Source organism: Massilia sp. NBRC 108631, assembly GCF_059704565.1.
The window spans coordinates 1-15,747 of the sequence record NZ_BAAKJE010000252.1 but is presented as its reverse complement, the minus strand read 5'-3'; the positions used below and the strand labels follow the sequence as shown (position 1 = coordinate 15,747).

Below are 15,747 nucleotides of genomic sequence, written 5' to 3'. Positions count from 1 at the left end.
AGTGATCTCCAAGCCCGTCCTGCTGGCCGCCGTAGCGGCCGCCGTCCTGTCCGCCGCCGGCGCAGGCTACTATTACACCCACCGCGCCGCGCCAGGCGCGGGCGCCGGCGCTCCAGTTGCCGGCCAGCCCGACGCCGCCGGCGCCCCCGCCCCGGCGCAGCAGGCCATCGCCGGCCAGCTCAAGGAAGTGCTGGCGGCCTATCGCAAGACCATCGTGCTGCTTGCAGATGAACAGTCGCTGAGCGAGGCGGAGAAATCGCGCGCCAACCAGGTCGGGCAGGGGCTGTTCCACGACAACCAGCTGCGCATCGCCCGCATCGACGAGGCGCTGGCCGCGCTGGCGGCGTCGGCCGACGCGGGGCGCTTTGCCGGCATGGGCGCGCTGCTGGACTATATCGAGGCCGATCCCGGCCTGTACGACGCCGACCGGCTGGCGTTCCGGGAACTGCTGCAATCGCTGCGCGGCTATGTGGCCAAGGACGGCTCCCTGCCTGCCATCAAGCTGCACAAGCGCATTTCGGAGGACCTGGACGCGCTGGCCGAGATCGAACGCAATTACGACCAGGAGATCAAGCAGATCTTCGGCCGTTTCGAAACGCGCGGCATCGAGCTCAAGCGCGAGCGCTGGGACGACTACGTGGCGCACCTGAAGAAACTGTACAGCCGCGAACAGATCCTGAAGGAATACGGCGTGGTGATGCCGTATCCGCAGCCGCCCGCCGGCGCCGGCGCTGGCCCGGCCAAGCCGGAGGACGGCGAGATCTTCGGCAAGGCGCTGCCGAAAAAGACCGTGGTGCTGACCTTCGACGACGGCCCGCACAAGCGCTACAGCGAAGAGATTGCCGCCATCCTGAAGCAGTACGGCGCGCCGGCCGTGTTCTTCGAGGTGGGCCGCAACATCGGCAGCGTGGACGGCGCGCAGCAGGCCAAGCTGAACGGCGGCGCGGAGGTGAGCCGCAAGCTGAAGGCGGCCGGCTACACGCTGGCCAACCACAGCTACAGCCACGCCCAGCTGTCCAAGGAAAGCGGCGACAAGCTGCAGGCCGAGATCCTGAACACCGACGTGCTGCTGAAGGCGGTGGACGCCGAGCGCTCGCCATTGTTCCGCTTCCCCTACGGCGCGCGCAACAGCGAGGGCATGGCCATGCTGCACAAGGCCAAGCTGCAGTCGGTGATGTGGAACATCGATTCGCTGGACTGGGCCGACCCGGTGCCCAGTTCGATCGCCGGACGCGTGCTGCAGGGCGTGGAGAAGGAAGGGCGCGGCATCATCCTGTTCCATGACATTCACGAGCGCACCGTGAAGGCGCTGCCCATCATCCTGGACCGCCTGGTGGCGGAAGGCTACCAGTTCGCCGGCTGGGACGGCACCGCCTTCAAGGCGGCGCAGGGCGCGTCCGCGCAAGCACCGGCCCCGGCGGCGCCGGTGTCCGCCGGCTACGGCAACTCCTGGGCCATTGTGATCGGCATCGACGACTACGCGAAGTGGCCCAAGCTGCAGTACGCCGTGCGCGACGCGCAGGGCGTGCGGCAGACGCTGATCGACAAGTTCGGCTTCGCCGCCGAGCGCGTGGTGACGCTGAAGAATGCGGAGGCCACGCGGGCCGGCATCCTGCGCGCCTTCCACGACCGGCTGGCGCATGGCGGCGTGCAGAAAAACGACCGTATCTTCGTGTTCTTTGCCGGCCACGGCGCCACGCGCAAGCTCAGTTCCGGGCGTGACCTGGGCTACATCGTGCCGGCCGACGCGGACCCGAACCAGCTGGCCACGGACGCTATCCCGATGACCGAGATCCAGAACATCGCCGAGAGCCTCAGCGCCAAGCACGTGCTGTTCGTGATGGACGCCTGCTACAGCGGCCTGGGCCTGACGCGCGGCGGCTCCTCGTCGTCCTTCCTGCGCGACAACGCCAAGCGCATCGGGCGCCAGATGCTGACTGCCGGCGGCGGCGACCAGCTGGTGGCGGACGGCGGCCCGAATGGCCATTCGGTGTTCACCTGGACCCTGCTGCAGGGCCTGGGCGGCAAGGCCGACCTGAACGGCGACGGCCTGATCACTGCGACCGAGCTGGCGGCCTATGTGGCGCCGGCGGTGGCGGGCGTGTCCAGCCAGACTCCGGCGTTCGGCAGCCTGCCGGGTTCCGAGGGCGGCGACTTCGTGTTCGAGCTGCCGGCCGAGACCGAGTTCCTGGGCGCGGGCACGGCGCAGCTGTCGAACGACGCCATCGCGCTCAATTCCAAGCTCGATGCCAAGGCCGAGGCCAAGCAGGACGCCAAGCCTGATGCGGCGCCGGTGGCCGTCACCATCAAGGACTTGCAGGGCAAGGACCAGGCCATCACGCCGCCGGCGGCGGTGCCGGTGTCCGCGCGCCAGCTGGCCCAGCGCGCCAACGACCGTGGCCTGCAGCTGTACAAGGAAAAACAGTACGCGGCGGCCGAGGCGCAGTTTACCGAGGCGCTCAAGCTGCGCGCCGACTTCGCGCTGGCGGCCAACAACCTGGGCTTCGTGTTCTACAAGCAGGAGCGCTACCCGGAAGCGGCGCGCTGGTTCGAAAACACCATCAAGATGGACCCGTCGCGCGCCATCGCCTATCTGAACCTGGGCGACGCCACGGCGCGCGCCGGCGACGGCAAGCGGGCGCAGGGCGCCTACAAGACTTACCTCGAACTGGCGCCGAACGGCAGCGGCGCGGCGTATGCGCGGCAGCAGCTGGAGAAGCTCTGATGGCGGTGACGGAGCGCCTGTGAAGCCTATCGAAGGCATCCTGTGGGACAACGACGGCGTGCTGGTGGACACGGAGCGGCTGTTCTACCAGTCCAACCGCGAGCTGTTCCTGCCGTTCGGCGTGGAGTTGACCGAGCTGGATTTCTTTAACTGGTACCTGGCCGACAACTGCGGCGCGTGGCACCTGCTGGCGCATCTGGGCATGAGCGAGGAGCGCATCGCCGAACTGCGCGCAGGGCGCAACCGGCGCTACTCGGAATTGCTGCTGGGTGCGGCCGTCGAACCCATCGCCGGGGTGGCGGAGCTGCTGTCCGAGCTGGCGCCACGGCTGCCGATGGGCGTAGTGACCAGCTCCATGGGCAGCCATTTCGAGCTGATCCATTCCAGGCTGGACCTGCTGCGCCATTTCCGCTTCGTGCTGACGGCGGAGCACTATGCGCACAGCAAACCGTCGCCCGAGCCGTATTTGCTGGGGCTGGAGCAGCTGGGACTGGCGGCAGGCCAATGCGTGGTGGTGGAGGATTCGCCGCGCGGCCTGCAGGCTGCCACTGCAGCGGGCATACGCTGCATCGTGCTGCGCAACGCGCTGACGCGGCACTATGACTTTCCGGGCGCGTGGCGCATTGCCGACGACATGGCCGGCCTGCACGCCGAACTGGCGGCGCTGGCCGGCGCGGAGCGCTAGCGCATGGCGCGCTTTCACCTGTGCTGGGAACTGGGCGGCGGCCTGGGGCACGCCGGACGGCTGAAGGTGCTGGCCGCGGCCCTGCTGGCGCGCGGCCACGAGGTGAGCGTCAGCCTGCGCGACCTGGCGCAGGCGCATGGCCTGTTCAGTGGCCGGTTCAGTGACCCGTTGCGCGCCGCTCCGGGCGTCATGGGCGCGCGCGGGCCGCAGATGCCCGCATTGCGCACGCCCCCGCTGCAGGCGCCGGTCTGGCTGCACCGCACCGAAGGCATGCCGCCGAACCACGCCAGCCATGCCGAGATCCTGCTGACCGCGGGTTATCTGCAGGCGGAGCCGCTGGCAGGCCTGGTGGCCGGCTGGCGCTCCATCTTCAGCCTGTTGCGTCCCGAGGTGGTGGTGGCGGACTACGCGCCCACCGCCATCCTCGCCGCGCGCAGCATGGGTTTGCGCAGCGCCTCGGTCGGCTCGGCATTCTCCATGCCGCCGCCCGGGTGCGCCTTGCCCTGCCTGCGTGAATGGGAGAACATCGCGCCGCAACGGCTGGCCGATGCCGAAGCGCGCGTGCTGCAAGCCGCCAATGCCGTGCTGGCGCACCATGGCGCGCCGCCGCTGAGCTGGGCCGCCGATCTGCTGCTGGGTGACGCGCCGCTGCTGACCACATGGCCCGAGCTCGACCCGTTCAGCCGCACCGCCGGCGCCGCTGGCGTCGAATGGTACGGCCCGGCCTTCCTGCCGGCCGGCGGCGCGCCGCCGGCATGGCCGCCGGGGAACGGCCCGAAGGTGTTCGCCTATCTGAAAACCGGCCATGCCGACCACGCGGAAGTGCTGGCTGCGCTGGCGCAGCAAGGCTGCCGGGTGCTTTGCTACTTGCCGGAAGTCGCCGGCGGCAAGGCGCCGCCGGTCACCGCGCCCAGCCTGGCGTTCGCGCGCGGGCCGGTTGCGCTGCAAGCCGCACTGGCCGAGGCGCAGTTGTGCGTCGCCCACGGCGGCGAGGCGACCCTGGCGCAAGCCATGCTGGCCGGGGTGCCGGTTTTGATGCTGCCCATGCAGCTGGAACAATTCCTCACCGCGCGCCGCATCGCCGCAGCCGGGATGGGCGTGAATGCCGCGATGCTGGCCAAGCCGCCCGACTGGCGCGCGCTGGTGCGCCACATGCTCGCCACACCCGGTTATGCAAACGCTGCGCAAGCATACGCCGCGCGCGCACAAGGCTACAAAGTGGAAGAGATGGCCACGCGCGTGGCCATGGCGCTGGCACGGCAGGCTGGAGGGAGCTGAACGCGCTTTTCAGCACAGCTTGGTACGCTTGGCCAGTATGTCATTTGGGACGCGGCGGGACGATGCCTGCATCCGGCCGCACGGGATCGCCGGCGCGCAGGCGGGCGATGCAGGCGGCGACTGCGCGCGCCACCACGCGGACCTCTTGCTGGAACTTCTGCTCGCGGTCCAGCACTTCATGGCTGTCGGCATAGGATTCGTAGTAGCCCAGATACCGGTCCAGCTCGGCCTGGCCGCCCGCGCTCACCAGCCCCATCCAGCTCAGCCAGTCCGACAGACTCCGCCGCAGGCTTTCCACGCCCGCCACGTCGCCATGCACCACCAGCCCGTAGGCGCGCCCAGCCAGGTGCTTGGGGTAGCCCCAGCCGGCCAGCTCCAGCGCCTTGGCTTCGGCCGCCTGCTTGCCGTGCGTGCTGGTGGGGTCCGGATTGCCGCCGTCGGCGCAGACCAGCCGGTCTATCATCAGCTTGAGCGGGCTGGGCGCCTGGTACCAGTACACGGGCGTGAGGATGATGACGCCGTGCGCCGCCACCCATTTCTCGTAGATCTCGGCCATCCAGTCATTGGTCTGGCGTTCCGCGTGGTTGGGGTAGCAGCTGCACGGCCAGTGGCACAGCGGCATGGCGGTCGAGACGCAGCGCTTGCAAGGATGGATGTGCAGGTCGTAGCTGGAGGTCAGCAGGCTCAGGTCCAGCACATCGGTTTCGATCTGCTGCGCGGACAGCGTTTCACGCGCCAGTTGCGCCATGCGCCAGGTTTTGGACACTTCGCCGGGGCAGGTGCCGTCGTTGCGCGCCGAGCCGATGATCAGCAGCGCGCGCGAAGGCGTGGCCGGATCCTTCTGTCTGTGTTCGGCGGCGCGCAGGCGCTCGCGGGTGGCCACCCATTCGGCCGACAGCTTGTATCCGGGATCGGCGTAGCCTTCGCCGGCGGCCTGGGTGACAGGCGCCTTGCGGCCCGCATGGTAGTTATTCCAGGCCACTTCCTCCACCTGGTCCAGGGCGCCGCGCACCGCATCGAATGCTGGATCGAGGAAGGAACGCTGGAACTGCAGGCCGAACTCCTGCCGTTCCAGCGGTTTGGGCGCCTGGCCCTTGCGTATCTCTGTCATGGCGGCCTCCGGAGGAAGCCTCAAGCTTGCCACTGCCGCGGCAGGCGCTCTGTACGCTAACGTACGGTCAGAACTCCTGCCATTCGCCGTCGGCTTCATGCACCGGCGCGGCGCCGCCCGCCGCCTTCCGTGCGGCTGGCTTGGCCGGACCGGCCGGGGCGGGCAGCTGCGCGGCGGCCTTGCCGGCCGGGCGCCGCTTCGGCATGCGGCTGACAGTGGCGCCTTGCGCCTTGGCGGCGCCGTCCGCCAGCGTAAACACGCCCACCGTGCCCGACAGTGCCAGCGCTTGCTCGCGCATCGCGGCCGCCGCCGCCGAGGCCTGCTCCACCAGTGCCGCGTTGCGCTGTGTGGTTTCGTCCATGTCGCAGATGGCGCTGTTGATCTGTTCGATACCGTCCAGCTGCTCCTGGCTGGCCGACGCGATCTCGCCGATGATATCCGTCACGCGCCGCACGCTGGCCACGATGTCCTCCATCGTATGTCCGGCCTGGTCCACCAGCCTGGCGCCCCCGTCCACCTTGTCGACCGAGTCGGCGATCAGCGCCTTGATCTCGCGCGCCGCCGCAGCCGAACGCTGCGCCAGGTTGCGCACTTCATTGGCCACCACGGCGAACCCCCGGCCCTGTTCGCCCGCGCGCGCCGCTTCCACGGCCGCGTTCAGCGCCAGGATATTGGTCTGGAAAGCGATGCCGTCGATAACGGCAATGATGTCGACGATCTTGCGCGACGATGCGTTGATGGCAGCCATGGTGTCGACCACCTGCGCCACCACCGCGCCGCCTTTGCCCGCCACGTCCGACGCGGACAGCGCCAGCCGGTTGGCCTGGCGCGCGTTGTCGGCGTTCTGCTTCACGGTCGAGGTCAGCTGCTCCATCGAGGAAGCGGTTTCCTCCAGCGAACCGGCCTGCTGTTCGGTGCGTGCCGACAGGTCGGCATTGCCGGACGCGATTTCCGCCGACGCGGTGGCAATGGTGTCCGTCCCCACGCGCACCTGGGTGACGATGCGCACCAGGCTGTCGTTCATGTCGCGCAGCGCCGCCGTCAGCTGGCCCGCCTCGTCGCTGGAGCGGACTTCGATTGCCGAGCTCAGGTCGCCGCCGGCCACGGTGCGCGCCACTTTCACGGCATGGCCGAGAGGGCGCACGATGCCGCGCGTGATGTACCAGGCCGTGGCCAGGCTCAGGACGGCGCCCGCTGCGCCAAGCAGCACCATGAGCAGGCGCGCGTTGGCCGCCACGTCCTGCGCCGCCTGGCCGGAGGCCTGCATCAGCGCCACCTGAAAATCGATCAGCTGATCCACCGCCGCAAAATAGGCCAGCTGTTCGCCGCGCACGCGCTGGTACAGGGTGGCGATGGCCGCTTCGCGCTCGCCGGCCTTGGCCTGCGCCAGCAGCACGGCAGTGCCGGCGCCGTAGCTGGCGCGCGTGGCGGCAATGCGTGCCAGCTGGGCGCGCGCTTGGGGCAGCGTCACTATGCTGTCCAGCCTGGCCAGATGGGCATCGGCTTGCCTGGCGCTCTGCTCCGCCAGGTCCAGTTCGGCCTTGGCCGCCGCCGCGTCCTGCATCAGCAATATATTGCGCAGGCTGCGCGCCTGCTGGTTGGCGCTGTTTTTGATCTCGTTCAGCAGGCGGATCTTGTTGTAGCGGTCGCCTATGGTGACGCCGATCTCGCCGCTGACGGCTTGCAGGCGGGTCACGCCGACACCCACCACGACGGCCATCAGCAGCACGGTGAGCGAGAAGGCGATGGTGAGGCGGTGTCCGATCTTGATATTGGCGATATTCATCTGGCCTGGTTTCCCGCGTGTTGTTTGAATTCTGGAAAAATAGTGTAGCAGTGCTATTTTTATTTTTAAAGAAATATTTCTTGATAAGAATCCATAAAAAATTTGTATGATCGTTTTTGCTACACAATGTGAAACTGCTAGGGTGGAAATGTTGCGATTTACGCCAAGCACGGTGTACACTCGATTGCAAGTTGCAGAGGCGCAAGCACCGCCATTCGTGGAAATCGCATAACCGTGGAGTCTGTTCCAACGTGTATTCACAAACGCAAATCGATCCGGTCGTGAGTTTCCAGAATGCGCAGGGCGAGACGGTGCGCGCCACCATCGTCAACCTGCAGCGGCGCGCGCTGGTGATGGAGGTGTACAACCCGTATTCCATCGTGCAGGCCAGCGAAGTGCTGAGCGAACTGACGGTGCGCATCGGCACCCGCTGCGGCTATTCGGGCAAGGCGGTGGTGGTGAGCATCGTCAACACCGGACTGACGGCCGTGGTGTCGGTGACGCTGATCGACGAATGGCGCGAGCTGGGCATGGAAGGCATGGCCGGGATGGGCGATATGCCCGGCGGCGGGCTGGCGTTGTCGCCCGGCGCCGTGCGCCGCGAGGCCAGCCAGTTCGTTGCGGACTGGGACGAACGCTTCCGCATCCGGCGCGATTACCAGATCGCCATCAACGAAACGCGCGCCTACCTGTCCGAAGTGGCGCGCTGGGTGGAACAGGTGGATCTGTCCGGTGCGCTGCCCAGGGAGCACGGCAAGCTGCGTGCCGACGTGTTCGCCGAACTGGCCGAGCCGCTGGTGCTGCGCACCAAACGCTATTTCGGCGACATCAACGCCGAGGCGGCGCTGGTGGAGGACGAATGCGCCGCTTCGCACCGCGCGTTCGCCCAGGCCGCGCTGCATCCATTGATACTGCGCGCGCCTTTCGTGTTCCGCACCTACACCAAGCCGCTGGGCTACGCGGGCGACTACCATATGGTCAACCAGATCCTGGACAATCCGCGCCAGGGGCCCAGCACCTATTTCCAGATCGTGAACGCGGCCTTCCTGCAAACGGCGGTTGCGCTGGCGCACCGCAACCGCATCGACATCCTCACCGCCTTCCTGAAGCGGATGGCCGACGCGGCGCGCGCCTTGGGGCGGCCGTTCCGGGTGCTGAACGTCGGCTGCGGCCCGGCGGCGGAACTGCAGCGCTTCATGGCAGAGTACGACGAACCGCACTGGCTGTCATTCGAACTGGTGGATTTCAACGGCGAAACGCTGGAATGGACCAGCCAGCGCCTGGGGGCCATCAACAACAGCCTGCGGCGCCAGGTGACGCTGCGCTTCATGCAGGACTCGGTGCAGCAGTTGCTCAAGCGGCGCGTGGAGGCCGAACCGGCAGGGGAATTCGATGTGGTCTACTGCGCCGGCCTGTTCGACTACCTGTCCGACAAGGTGTGCGCCCGCATGGTAGCCCACTTCACGGCGCGCATGCGCTCCGGCGGCCACCTGCTGCTGACCAATGTCCACGCCAGCAATCCGGAGCGCCCCGGCATGGAGCACCTGCTGGAATGGTATCTGATCCACCGCGACGAACTGAAGATGCAGCAGCTGCTGCCGTTCGAGGCGCTGCACCGCAAGGTGTACCTGGACGCGACCGGCGTCAACGTGTTCGCGGAAGCCGGCATTCCATGACCGGGCGGGGCGGCAGCTACGCCTCCGTGCTGCGCGCCTACCGGCTGCGCTTCAGCCGGGGCGGCGCCTTCACCGCGATTGCGCTCATCCTGCTGGGTACAGGCCTCGACTACAGCCTCTACCCCGCCCATCAGCTGGAATTCGCGCTGGCGCGCGTGGCCACCGCGGCGGTGCTGTTTGGCGTGGTGCTGGCCATGCGCAACCCGTGGGGCGAGCGCAATGTGCAGTCCCTCACGTTTTGCTGGCTGCTGGCGCCGCAGTTGATGATAGCGTGGATGATCCAGCAGACCGAGGGCGCCAATTCCATCTATTACGCGGGCCTGAACCTGGCCGTGTTCGCGTCCGGCATCGCGCTGCCGTTCAGCCTGTGGCAAAACCTGTCGCTGGGCGGCCTGACCTATTTGAGCTACTTCGTCGCGTGCTATCTGCATCCGGCCGGGGTGCAGTGGGCTGGCGCCTTCGCCGTCAACTCCATGTTCCTGGTATTCACCGCGATTGCCAGCGCGGTGTGCACTTTCTACAACGAGCAGGCGCGCTTCATGCTCTACCGCCTGAAAGCCGAACTGGCGGACAACAACGCCCAGCTTGAAGCCACCAACCGCGACCTGGCCGAGATCAAGGGCCAGATGCTGCAGCAGGAGAAGATGGCGGCCCTCGGCACGCTGGCGGCAGGCCTGCTGCACGAAGTAAACAACCCGGTCAACTACTGCATGATGGCAATCGACGTGGCCATCGAAGACCCGGCCGCGCGGGCCAGTGAGCTGGTGAGCGAATGCCTGGCCGACGCCAAGCAGGGCATGCAGCGCGTGCAGCACATCGTGTCCGACCTGAAGACCTTCGCCTACCGCAAGCAGGACGCCGACCACTACAGTGCGCGCTTCATGTTCGAGCGCGCGCTCGATTCGGCGGTGCGGCTGGTGAGCCACGAAACCAAGGGCGTGCGCATCCGCCGCGAGCTGCGCGGCGACACCATGGTGCGCGGCGACGAAGCGGCCATCATCGGCGTGCTGATCAACCTCATCAGCAACGCCGCGCTGGCCATGCGCAAGCACGGCACCGCCGATCCGGCCATCGACATCGTGGCCGAAGCGGGCAGCGGCGCGGCCGCCGAGCGCCTGCGGGTCAGCGTGCGCGACAACGGCCCCGGCATCCTGCCCGAGCACCTCGGCCGCGTCTTCGAACCTTTTTTCACCACGCGCGAAGTGGGCCAGGGCCTCGGCCTGGGCCTGAGCATCAGCTACAGCGTGGTGCAGCGCCATGGCGGCACGCTGGTGGCAGACAGCGCCGTCGGGTTCTGGACCCAGTTTACATTCGACCTGCCATGTGCAGCCCATCCATCGTGACATGAAATTCCCGCGTTCAGAGAAGGAAAAAGCATGAGCGACACCAGCAATCACAGCAAGCCAGGCACACCGCCGCCGGCCATACTTTACGTGGACGACGAGGTCACCGCCCTCAAATACTTCCAGCGCGCGCTCGGCACGCTGGCCCCCATCCTCACCGCCGCCTCGGTGGAGGAGGGCAAGCGGCTGCTGGACCAGCACGCCGACAGCATCGCCGTGCTGGTGTCCGACCAGCGCATGCCCGGGGCCTATGGCAACGAGCTGCTGGTCTACGCCTGGGACAAATACCCGCACATCATCCGCATCCTGACGACCGCCTACGCGGAACTGGAGCACACGGTGGAAGCGGTGAACCAGGGGCAGATCCATCGCTACATGCAAAAGCCGTGGGACATCGCCGCGCTGCGCATGGAGATGAAACAGGCGCTGGACCTGGCCCGGCTGCGCAAGGAACACGCCCAGCTGCTGCGGGAAAAGCTGCTGGTGCGCCAGCAGCAGACAGTGGCCGCCCGCATCGGCACCATCTACACGCTCAGCGCCAGCATCGCCGGCCAGGTGTCCTACCTGCCGGTGGATGCCTATCTGTCGGCCGCGCTGCTGGCCGGCATGACGCCGCCGGAGCCGGACTGGCTGCTGATGGACTACGCTGACCTGACCGCGTCCGAAGCCTTCCGCAGCGCCGCCTTCGGGCTGGCCGTGCGGGAGCAGCTGGCAGGCATCGAGCAGCGCTATCCGCAGGCCGAACCGGCGCGGGCGCTGGAAATGCTGGCAGAAGTATTCGGCGACAGCTGCGCCGCGCTGGGCGGCACCGGCGTGCAGTTCCAGCGCGGCGCCGGCCTGGCCGAATTTCTTGAGACGGCGACCGGCGATGCACTGTCGGCGCAGCACGCGTTCTGGCTGGCGGCGCTGCTGTGGCTCGGCAGGCACGGCTGGTCGCTGCAGGTCTGCCATGGCGAAGGGGGCACGGTGCAAGGCAAGCTGGCGCAAGCCGACAGCATGCTGACGCCGGCGCAGCTTGCGGCTTGGGTGGAACAGTTCTAGCGCGGGGCGACGACGGAGCTTGCTAGCGGACTGGGGCCAGAGTATATTGATTTGACAACATTCACTGTTGAAGGAGCGGTCTGTGACCCTGCACGCTAGCGCAATCCCCGAAACATTCCTCGCCAAGTGGCAAACCACCACCGACGTCATGGCCGGCATCTTCGACGTGCCGGCCGGCTTGATCATGCGCGTGCTGCCGGAGCAGATCGAAGTGCTGGTCTCCAGCCATAGCGAAGGCAATCCCTACGAAGCCGACGAAAAGGCCAAGCTGAACACCGGCTTGTACTGCGAGACGGTGATGGCCACGCGCGGGCTGCTGCATGTGCCGGATGCGCTGGAAGACGAGGACTGGCGCTGCAATCCGGACGTGGCGCTGAACATGATTTCCTATCTCGGCGTACCGCTGCTGTGGCCCGATCAGCAGGTGTTCGGCACCATCTGCGTACTCGACAGCAAGAAGCGCAACTACCAGCAGAAATACGTTGAACTGCTGTGGGAGATCAAGAAGAGCATCGAGCGCGACTTCGTGGTAATCGAGCAACAGGAACAGCTGGAAGCCAGCAATGCCGAACTGCGCCTGGCCATGCGCCAGCAGAAAGCGTTCTCGCTCAAGCTGGCGCAGTCCAACCAGGACCTGCACGCCGCGCTCATGCGGCTGACCTCGCTGCAGGACGAACTGTTGCGCTCCGAGAAAATGGCGGCGCTGGGCGCGGTGGTGGCCGGCATCTCCCACGAGCTGAACACACCGATCGGCAACAGCCTGCTGGCGGCCAGCACGCTGCAGTCGCGCACCGCCGAGTTTGCGCAGGAGATGGGGCGCGGCCTGACGCGCAGCCGCATGCAGGAATTCGTCGGCACGGTGGAGCAGGGCGCGGCCATCCTGATGCGCAGCCTGGACCAGGCGGCCAAGCTGGTGGCCAGTTTTAAACAGGTGGCGGACGAGCAGGCGGCCGACGGCCGGCGGCGCTTCGACCTGGGCGACGCGGTGCGCAGCGCGCTGCAAGGCCTGGACCAGGCGATCACCGACAGCGGCCACCGCGTGCTGTGCAGCATAGGCCCCGGCATAGAAATGGACAGCTACCCCGACCAGCTGGGCCAGGTGGTGGCGCAACTGATCGCCAACGCGGTGCAACACGCCTTTTTGCCCGGGCTGGCCGGCACGGTCACCATTGCCGCCGAGCCGGACGGCGCAGGCCAGGTGGCCATCACCGTGACCGACGACGGCCTCGGCATTCCGCAGGACAACCTGGGGCGCGTGTTCGATCCCTTTTTCACCACCCGCATGGGCAAGGGCGGCAGCGGACTCGGGCTGCACATCGTCTACAAGCTGGTGACCACGACCCTGCACGGCAGCGTGGAAGCCAGCAGCAGCGACGGCGCGGGCGCGTGCTTCACGGTGACGCTGCCGTTGCTGGCGCCGGCGCCGATGCGCAAGCCCGATCGTGCGCCGCCGGCAGGGCCGATTTTGTAGTATCGGCGGTATCTTCACTGCCAGGAGAAGCGCCATGCCACGAGGAGCCAGCCCGAAACGGGAACGCGAGTACAACGAGCTTGAAGAAAAGTTCGAAAAGGAAGGCCGCTACAAAGGACGCGAGGAAGAAGTGGCGGCGCGCATCGTCAACAAGCAGCGCAAGGAAAGCGGCGAGACCAAGGAACAGAAGGGCAAGCAGGGCGACGCCGCGCTGCCCATCAAGAACTACCAGCAGCTCACCGTGACCGAGATCCGCAGCCGGCTCGATGAGCTGACCGCCGCCCAGGTGCGCAAGATCCGCAGCTTTGAAGCGGCGCACAAGAACCGCAAAGGCGTGCTGCAAGCGCTGGAACGGCGCAGCAAATAACGCTACACTGCCTCCATAACAATCTGATGGAGACGGCAATGCGCTATACCGGAAGCTGCCACTGCGGCAACGTGAAGTTCGAAGTCGAAGGAGAGATCACTGGAGCGATGACGTGCAACTGCTCCATTTGCCAGCGCAAGGGCGCCCGCATGGCCTTCTTCCCGCGCAGCGCCCTGACGCTGCTGACGCCGGAAGACAAGCTGGCCAGCTACACTTTCAACAAGCACGTCATCCACCACCGTTTCTGCCCCGCGTGCGGCATCCACACCTACGGCGAAGGCGTAGACCCGCAGGGCAACGCCATGGCTGCCGTCAACATCAACTGCCTGGAAGACATCGACATCTACGCACTGCCGGTGCAGCAGTACGACGGCCGCGCGCTGTAAGCCGCCCTCAGCGCAGCGACCGCCCGCCCCCACCAGGGTTACGTCGTGCGGCTGCCAGCGCGGCGCCAGTTCGCGCAAGGCCTGGCTGGCGCTTAGCAGCGCGGTGAAAATCAGCAGCACGCCCATGGCGCGCGCGGTCACGACGGCGGCGCGCGGATGCGTGCTGAACCAGCCGCTGGCCTGGCTGGACGCAAACGCCAGGGCGCCATAGACGGCCACCTGCGTCACCGCCGTGATCGCGCCCAGCACGCCGGACTGCAGCCAGAGCGGGCCCTGGTCGGTCTTCAGGAATTGCGGGAAAATCGCCAGCATGAAGATGTACGACTTGGGATTGAGCAGGCTGGTCATCATCGCGCGGCGGAAGATGACGGGCGGCGCCAGCACTTCGCGGCCGGTGGCGGGCCGGAACACGCTGTCGCTGCGCAGGAAAGTCATACCCATCCACGCGATATAGGCGGCGCCCGCCAGCAAGATCACGTTGAACAGCGAGGGCCACAGCTGCAGCACGACGGCGATGCCGGCCGTGGCCATCAGCAGGTGGCAGAGCCCGCCCGCCACAATGCCGCCCACCGCCGCCAGTCCCGCGCGGCGCCCGCCGAGGATGGAGCTGGCCATGACGTAAGCCATGTCCAGCCCCGGCAGGGCGATGATGCCGAATACCACCACGAAGTACAGCCACAGGTTGGTGCTTTGTTCCATTTGAATCTCCTTCTTGATTTCTTGTGCGAAGAAGGAGCATAAAGTTCAAATAGGACAGATTCCGCCCTGATTGTCTGCTATCTTTGGCGGCATGTACCATCCAACCACCCGAGTCCTGGCCGTGCTGGAGCTGCTGCAGACGCATGGCCGCCTGAGCGGCGCCGAGATGTCGCGCCGGCTCGAAGTCGACGGCCGCACCTTGCGGCGCTATATTGTCATGCTCGAGCAGATCGGCATCCCCATCCTGAGCGAGCGCGGGCGCCACGGCGGCTACGCGCTGATGCCCGGCTTCAAGCTGCCGCCGATGATGTTTACGGACGACGAAGCGCTGGCGCTGGCGCTTGGCTTGCTGGCCGCGCGCAGTCTGGGGCTGGCCGAAGCGGCGCCGGCGGTGGCCAGCGCGCAGGCCAAGCTGGAGCGCATCATGCCGGCCGGGCTGAAGCAGCGGGTGGGCGCCATCGACGAAACGGTGCGGCTCGACCTGGCGCGCGCCACCGCGCCGGAGGACAATGCCGCGCTGGTGACGCTCAGCTCAGCGGCGCAGGCGCGCCGCCGCGTCCAGCTGCGCTACCAGCCGCCCGGCGCGGCCGAGAGCGAGCGCGGCTTCGACCCCTACGGTCTGGCGTTCTACGACGGCTGCTGGTACGCGGTCGGCTACTGTCATCTGCGGCAGGACATGCGCACCTTCCGCCTGGACCGGATTGTCACGGCGTCGGCGCTGCCGCAGCGCTTCAAGCGCCCGGACAGTTTCGATGCGCTGGCCCACCTGCGCACGTCGCTCGCCTCCATCCCGCGCACGCACGCCACGAAGGTGTTGCTGAACACCGACCTGCGCACGGCGCAGCGCTTCCTGAAGGACGCGATCGGCCTGTTCGAGCAAACCGCCGACGGCGTACTGCTGCACAACCAGGCCGACGACCTGTCGTGGCTGGCGCGCCAGCTGGCCGGCTTGCCGTTCGGCTTCCACATCCTCACCCCCGACGCCCTGCGAGGCGAGCTCGACACGATAGCGCAGCGCCTGTCGCAAATCGCCCGCGTCCGCTAAAATGCGCCCGCCCCGGCGCGCCCCTGCGGCCCGCCATGGCCCTTGAGACACCCAAGCGAGCTGTGCCGCATTCCACCCAAACCGGGGTCAGACCCCGGTGGTGGGTGGAATGCGGCACAGGTCGCTTTCGCAAC

Annotated in this window: 12 protein-coding genes and 1 pseudogene; 10 read left to right on the top strand and 3 right to left on the bottom strand. The window is 67.2% G+C overall.

Annotated features, from left to right (window positions below; all coding sequences use genetic code 11):
• Window position 1 precedes the first annotated feature (1 nt).
• The 3 genes from AC6H42_RS27460 to AC6H42_RS27450 are packed head-to-tail and all read left to right on the top strand — an operon-like array spanning window position 2 to window position 4,688.
• Window positions 2–2,725 carry a polysaccharide deacetylase family protein gene (locus AC6H42_RS27460; RefSeq protein WP_497549399.1) on the top strand — a complete coding sequence of 908 codons (2,724 nt, stop codon included), beginning with the start codon at window positions 2–4 and terminating at the stop codon, window positions 2,723–2,725.
• A gap of 19 nt (window positions 2,726–2,744) precedes the next feature.
• Window positions 2,745–3,410 carry an HAD family hydrolase gene (locus tag AC6H42_RS27455; RefSeq protein ID WP_057156481.1) on the top strand — a complete coding sequence of 222 codons (666 nt, stop codon included), beginning with the start codon at window positions 2,745–2,747 and terminating at the stop codon, window positions 3,408–3,410.
• Between the two features lie 3 nt (window positions 3,411–3,413).
• Window positions 3,414–4,688 carry a glycosyltransferase gene (locus AC6H42_RS27450; protein ID WP_497549398.1) on the top strand — a complete coding sequence of 425 codons (1,275 nt, stop codon included), beginning with the start codon at window positions 3,414–3,416 and terminating at the stop codon, window positions 4,686–4,688.
• A gap of 40 nt (window positions 4,689–4,728) precedes the next feature.
• Here AC6H42_RS27450 and AC6H42_RS27445 read toward each other — a convergent pair whose 3' ends face one another.
• Both AC6H42_RS27445 and AC6H42_RS27440 read right to left on the bottom strand, forming a co-directional pair.
• Entirely contained in the window at window positions 4,729–5,799 is a 1,071-nt protein-coding gene (locus tag AC6H42_RS27445; protein ID WP_497549397.1) for a flavodoxin family protein, read from the bottom strand.
• Between the two features lie 67 nt (window positions 5,800–5,866).
• Window positions 5,867–7,585: a methyl-accepting chemotaxis protein gene (locus tag AC6H42_RS27440; protein ID WP_497549396.1), complete on the bottom strand. Its 1,719-nt coding sequence runs from the start codon at window positions 7,583–7,585 to the stop codon at window positions 5,867–5,869.
• Between the two features lie 251 nt (window positions 7,586–7,836).
• Between AC6H42_RS27440 and AC6H42_RS27435 the strand changes: the two genes are divergently transcribed.
• From AC6H42_RS27435 to AC6H42_RS27410, 6 genes are all read left to right on the top strand, one after another.
• A complete protein-coding gene (locus AC6H42_RS27435; protein ID WP_497549395.1) occupies window positions 7,837–9,261 on the top strand; it encodes a methyltransferase domain-containing protein in 1,425 nt (474 codons plus the stop codon).
• Window positions 9,258–10,604: a sensor histidine kinase gene (locus tag AC6H42_RS27430; protein ID WP_057156487.1), complete on the top strand. Its 1,347-nt coding sequence runs from the start codon at window positions 9,258–9,260 to the stop codon at window positions 10,602–10,604. The genes AC6H42_RS27435 and AC6H42_RS27430 overlap by 4 nt, the downstream gene beginning before the upstream one ends.
• 33 nt (window positions 10,605–10,637) lie before the next feature.
• Complete coding sequence (locus AC6H42_RS27425; RefSeq protein WP_057156488.1) at window positions 10,638–11,645, top strand: response regulator; 1,008 nt, start codon at window positions 10,638–10,640, stop codon at window positions 11,643–11,645.
• An 82-nt stretch (window positions 11,646–11,727) separates the two neighbouring features.
• On the top strand, window positions 11,728–13,116 hold the full coding sequence (locus AC6H42_RS27420) for a GAF domain-containing sensor histidine kinase (protein WP_497549394.1): 1,389 nt from the start codon (window positions 11,728–11,730) through the stop codon (window positions 13,114–13,116).
• 34 nt (window positions 13,117–13,150) lie between these two features.
• Complete coding sequence (locus tag AC6H42_RS27415; protein WP_057156489.1) at window positions 13,151–13,483, top strand: DUF8129 domain-containing protein; 333 nt, start codon at window positions 13,151–13,153, stop codon at window positions 13,481–13,483.
• A gap of 38 nt (window positions 13,484–13,521) precedes the next feature.
• On the top strand, window positions 13,522–13,869 hold the full coding sequence (locus tag AC6H42_RS27410) for a GFA family protein (protein WP_057156490.1): 348 nt from the start codon (window positions 13,522–13,524) through the stop codon (window positions 13,867–13,869).
• A 108-nt stretch (window positions 13,870–13,977) separates the two neighbouring features.
• On the opposite strand, the pseudogene AC6H42_RS27405 reads toward AC6H42_RS27410, so the two are convergent.
• Window positions 13,978–14,568, bottom strand: a pseudogene (locus tag AC6H42_RS27405) (LysE family translocator); the annotation flags it as partial.
• A gap of 91 nt (window positions 14,569–14,659) precedes the next feature.
• Here AC6H42_RS27405 and AC6H42_RS27400 point away from each other — a divergent pair.
• Complete coding sequence (locus AC6H42_RS27400) at window positions 14,660–15,613, top strand: helix-turn-helix transcriptional regulator (RefSeq protein WP_057156492.1); 954 nt, start codon at window positions 14,660–14,662, stop codon at window positions 15,611–15,613.
• Window positions 15,614–15,747 lie beyond the last annotated feature (134 nt).

Coding starts and splice junctions, on each gene's coding strand:
- AC6H42_RS27445 (WP_497549397.1), bottom strand. CDS start 5,799: ATGACAGAGATACGCAAGGGCCAGGCGCCCAAACCGCTGGAACGGCAG.
- AC6H42_RS27430 (WP_057156487.1), top strand. CDS start 9,258: ATGACCGGGCGGGGCGGCAGCTACGCCTCCGTGCTGCGCGCCTACCGG.
- AC6H42_RS27440 (WP_497549396.1), bottom strand. CDS start 7,585: ATGAATATCGCCAATATCAAGATCGGACACCGCCTCACCATCGCCTTC.
- AC6H42_RS27450 (WP_497549398.1), top strand. CDS start 3,414: ATGGCGCGCTTTCACCTGTGCTGGGAACTGGGCGGCGGCCTGGGGCAC.
- AC6H42_RS27425 (WP_057156488.1), top strand. CDS start 10,638: ATGAGCGACACCAGCAATCACAGCAAGCCAGGCACACCGCCGCCGGCC.
- AC6H42_RS27415 (WP_057156489.1), top strand. CDS start 13,151: ATGCCACGAGGAGCCAGCCCGAAACGGGAACGCGAGTACAACGAGCTT.
- AC6H42_RS27400 (WP_057156492.1), top strand. CDS start 14,660: ATGTACCATCCAACCACCCGAGTCCTGGCCGTGCTGGAGCTGCTGCAG.
- AC6H42_RS27410 (WP_057156490.1), top strand. CDS start 13,522: ATGCGCTATACCGGAAGCTGCCACTGCGGCAACGTGAAGTTCGAAGTC.